General features: G+C 55.2%; 4 protein-coding genes. 2 read left to right on the top strand and 2 right to left on the bottom strand.

The window, feature by feature from the left end:
• Positions 1-19: 19 nt before the first annotated feature.
• The gene (locus BDE01S_RS08895) at positions 20-751 is read right to left on the bottom strand and encodes a GntR family transcriptional regulator (RefSeq protein ID WP_066080412.1); all 732 of its coding nucleotides are present in this window, start codon (positions 749-751) and stop codon (positions 20-22) included.
• 79 nt (positions 752-830) lie between these two features.
• Here BDE01S_RS08895 and BDE01S_RS08890 point away from each other — a divergent pair, with 79 nt between their 5' ends.
• Together BDE01S_RS08890 and BDE01S_RS08885 are read left to right on the top strand one after the other, a co-directional pair.
• Complete coding sequence (locus tag BDE01S_RS08890; protein ID WP_218015868.1) at positions 831-2,201, top strand: SLC13 family permease; 1,371 nt, start codon at positions 831-833, stop codon at positions 2,199-2,201.
• A 22-nt stretch (positions 2,202-2,223) separates the two neighbouring features.
• The gene (locus BDE01S_RS08885; RefSeq protein ID WP_066080408.1) at positions 2,224-3,057 is read left to right on the top strand and encodes an amidohydrolase family protein; all 834 of its coding nucleotides are present in this window, start codon (positions 2,224-2,226) and stop codon (positions 3,055-3,057) included.
• A gap of 78 nt (positions 3,058-3,135) precedes the next feature.
• Here the strand turns inward: BDE01S_RS08885 and BDE01S_RS08880 are convergent, their stop codons facing one another.
• Positions 3,136-3,912 (bottom strand): methyltransferase domain-containing protein, encoded by a 777-nt coding sequence (locus tag BDE01S_RS08880; protein WP_066080405.1) that lies wholly within the window; start codon positions 3,910-3,912, stop codon positions 3,136-3,138.
• Positions 3,913-3,971 lie beyond the last annotated feature (59 nt).

The raw sequence follows: 3,971 nt of genomic DNA, 5'->3' as shown, positions 1-3,971 counted from the left end.
TAACGTTGCTGCGCCTTACTCAGGCAATCACCGTTTCATAGCAAAAATCCACGGCTTTTCCGTAAGACTCCCGATATTCCAAGATTTCTCCGTTGATACCGTATGCCAAACGCCGGATTTTAACGGCTGCTCCGCCGTCTCCGATTGGCAGGTAATCATCGGTATAGCGGGGCAGGAAGGTCAGCTGCTCGCGGGCGGAGAGTATCAGCTGCCCGCATTGCTTGATATAGAGCGGATACAGCAAATCATCAAACTGCGCGGGTTTCAGCTCGAGTAATGCGGCAAACGGTTCGCGGGGCAGCCAGATTTTTTCGCTGACGATGACGCTACCGTCCAAGCGGCGGGTGCGTTCGATGTAAATCAAAGGCTCGTGTTCCGCCCGGCCTAAAAAAGCATTGATTTCACCGTTGCCGTCAACGGCGGCCAGTTTTTCCACCCTGCCCGTCGGGATGATGGCCTGGCCTGCTTTATTTCGATGCCGGAAAAACCGGGTCAGCGAGCTGGTAAAGTCCGGATATTTGACAAATGTGCCCTTGCCTTGAACTTTTTCCAATAAGCCGTCCCGCACCAATAAATCGACGGCTTTTCTGATGGTGCCGATGGAAACGCCGTAGGTTTCGGCCAGAATCTGCTCGCTCGGCAGCGTGCCGCCGACAGGCCAGGATTGCTTGGCCAGCTCTTGTTGGAGCAGGTGGCGGATTTGTTCGTAACGCGGCAGTTTTTCCGCCATCTGAGAGATATGCAATTCCATTTTTCCGCTTTTCGCTAAAAAGGTTGACAAATATAACACGTCCGCCAATAATCATTCATCTAGTCATATATATGACTAGATGAATGATTATTTTGGAGAAGCGGGCTTGCCGAAACTGCTTTGCTGTCGGCAGGCTCTGATAATCAGGAGGACGAAAAATATGATGACGCTTATTCTAATAACGATATTAGCAGTAATCGCGGCGGGCTATCTGACCAAAATCAATATCGGATTTTATGCGATTGCCGCTGCTTATCTTATCGGCTGTTTCGGCATGGATTTATCCGCAGGGGATTTAATCAAGCTCTGGCCGGTGAAAATCTTTTTTGTGATTTTGTCGGTCAGCCTGTTTTACAACGTGGCGCTGGCAAACGGCGCGCTTGAAAAACTGGCGGGGCATTTGCTGTATCAGTGCCGCAATTTTCCCAATATCCTGCCTTTGGCGGTTTTTGCAGCCGCCACACTGATTGCGGGCTTGGGCGCGGGCTTTTATACGGTGCTGGCATTTATGGCGCCGCTGACTTTGCTGCTGTGCCAGAAAACCAAGATGAACCTCGTCATCGGCAGCATGGCCGTCAATTACGGCGCGTTGGCCGGCGCCAATTTCATGACCTCGCAAAGCGGCGTGATTTTCCGCGGGCTGCTGGAAACCTCGGGCATCGCCAAGGAAACGGCGTTCAGCTATACCTCCGTGATTTTTATCACAACTTTATTGGTGCCCATCGTTATTTTAGGCGGCTATTCCCTGTGGAACCGCCAAACATCCGCCATCAGCATACAGGCGGAAAAGCCGGAAGCCTTTACCGCCAAGCAGAAACAGTCGATTTACCTGATTGTCTTGCTGATGGCCATCGTATTGGCTTTCCCGGTGTTGCATCTGATATGGCCGCAAAACGACTGGATTACCCGCGCCAATGCCAAGCTGGACATCGGCTTTCTCGCCATCGTATTCACCTTAATCAGCATGGTGCTGAAGCTGGCGGATGAGAAAAAAGTCATCGCACTCGTCCCCTGGAGCACCCTGCTGATGATTTGCGGCATGGGCATGCTCATCGGCATCGCCGTTAAGGCCGGCATCGTCGAAGCGTTCTCCGGCTGGGTATCCGGCAATGTCGCATTCTGGCTGATTCCCATCGTATTGTGCTGCATCGGCGCCGTTATGTCGGTTTTCTCCAGCACACTGGGCGTGGTGGCGCCGACGCTGTTTCCCATCATCCCGACCATTGCCGCCTATTCGGGTCTGAACCCCGCCCTGCTGTTCGTTGCCGTCGTCGTCGGTGCCCAAGCAACCGCGATTTCACCGTTTTCGTCGGGCGGCAGCCTGATTCTGGGCTCTGCCCCCGAAGGCATCGATAAAAACACCTTGCTGAACCAGCTGCTGTTCCGCGCCATTCCGATCGGCGTGGCCGCCGCCGTTATCGCCGTCATCTCGGCACAAATCATCATGTAGCCGTTTTACCGGAGGACAAACCATGAATTATGTTGATACGCACGCCCATGTATTCGAAGCAGACGGCAACTTTATCGAAAATGCCCGCTACACGCCGGATTACAACGCATCCGTGACCGACTTCCTGGGCCGTCTCGATGCCTGCGGATTACACTACGGCGTCTTAATCCAACCCAGTTTTTACGGCACGGACAACAGCGTCATGCTGCAGGCCGTCGCGCAATCCCAAGGCCGTCTGAAAGCAGTGGCCGTCGTGGACACCGATGTTTCCGAAGCATTACTGGCGCAATACCGCAGCCAAGGCGTATGCGGCATCCGGCTGAACCTGTTCGGCAAGCCCGTCCCCGACGTCGGCACACCCGAATGGAAACGGCTGCTCGGGCTGCTGCACCAATTCGGCTGGCATCTCGAGCTGCATTGCCCGCCGGATTATCTGCTGCAACTGCTGCCTGCGCTGGCAAACGAGCCCGTCGATATCGTCATCGACCACCTCGGCCGCCCCGAAGCGCAGCAAGACCTCTCCGGCCAAACATTCCGGCAATTCATTACCCTGCTGAATCCCGAAAAACACTGGGTCAAACTCTCCGGCCTGTACCGCCTGGCCGCGCCCCAAAATCAGGTATCGCGCGGGAAAGAAATCTACCGTATGCTGCAGGCGCAAGGCATGCAGGCGCGTATCGTATGGGGCAGCGACTGGCCGCATACCCAACACGAAAGCGAAACCGGATACGGGCAGAATTGGCAGCTGCTGCATGAGATTGTAGAAGACGAACAAGAACGGCAACAGATTTTAGGCGCAAACGCACGCAAGCTGTTCGGATTTGACACAGCCGCCCCGCACGAAACCCGCCGCTGAAACCCAATCCTTACAAAAAAAGCCGTCTGAAAAATCATTTTTTCAGACGGCCTTTTCTTTTTTATTTACCGCACCGCCTTACCCTTTCGGATAAAACCGCACCACATTCTCCCCCTCAGGCAGCACCAACTTTTTCACTGCATGGCCGTACACCGTTTCCAGTGTGATGTTCAGACGGCCTTCCTCCGCAAAAATCCGGTTGACCGCGGCGGCAGCTTCTTGCGGCCGGTCGGTTTGCAAAGCCTGCCACAGCCCCAGCATATCCATATCCTGCCAAAACGTCGCGGCTTTGCGGTAATGCAGTTCCAGCTTGGCGGTGTCCGTTACCGGATCGTAAAAACCGCTGTCGGCCAGCATATCGCCGAGATCGTGCATATCGATAAGGGTCGGCGTTTCGCATGAAATGCCGAGTTCGTTCAGACGGCCTTTGAGTTCCGCCAGCGTGTCGCGTCCGAAATGGGTGAAAAACAGCAGGCCGTCGGTTTTCAGCGCATGCGCCCAGTTTCGGAATACGGCTTGCAGGCTGTCTGCGGTTATCAGGCTCAGGTTGGCCCACAGCATATCCGCCTGCGCCTCGGGCAGCGGCGCGGTCATGGCTTGGCAGGTTTGCGCAATGCTTTTTCCGGTCAGCTTCCGCCACAATCCGCCCTTGCGCGCGGCGGCGGCGGTTTGCAGAAAATCGGGGCGCGGATCGTATTCGGCAAACACGGCCTGCGGATAACGCGCGGCCAGTAGGCGGCGGCTGATGTCGCCGTCTGCGCCGATTAAAAAAATCTGCTGCGGCACTTGGCGTACCAGCAATAAACGTTCGTCGGCGGTTTCAGCAAGATGACGGTGGATGGGAAGGTCGGTCATGTCGGTTTTATCGTCGTTTCGTCAGTTTGATACAGGGCGGCGGGCCGCAGCAACGCTAT

The sequence above is a fragment of the Bergeriella denitrificans NBRC 102155 genome, assembly GCF_001592185.1.
In the GTDB taxonomy this organism is placed as follows: Bacteria; Pseudomonadota; Gammaproteobacteria; order Burkholderiales; family Neisseriaceae; genus Neisseria; species Neisseria denitrificans.
The sequence above is the reverse complement of the archived record's forward strand: the minus strand, read 5'-3'. Positions and strand labels throughout refer to the sequence as shown.

Excerpts from the sequence above, each read along its gene's own strand:
- BDE01S_RS08885 (WP_066080408.1), top strand. The coding sequence starts at position 2,224 with ATGAATTATGTTGATACGCACGCCCATGTATTCGAAGCAGACGGCAAC.
- BDE01S_RS08890 (WP_218015868.1), top strand. The coding sequence starts at position 831 with ATGAATGATTATTTTGGAGAAGCGGGCTTGCCGAAACTGCTTTGCTGT.
- BDE01S_RS08880 (WP_066080405.1), bottom strand. The coding sequence starts at position 3,912 with ATGACCGACCTTCCCATCCACCGTCATCTTGCTGAAACCGCCGACGAA.
- BDE01S_RS08895 (WP_066080412.1), bottom strand. The coding sequence starts at position 751 with ATGGAATTGCATATCTCTCAGATGGCGGAAAAACTGCCGCGTTACGAA.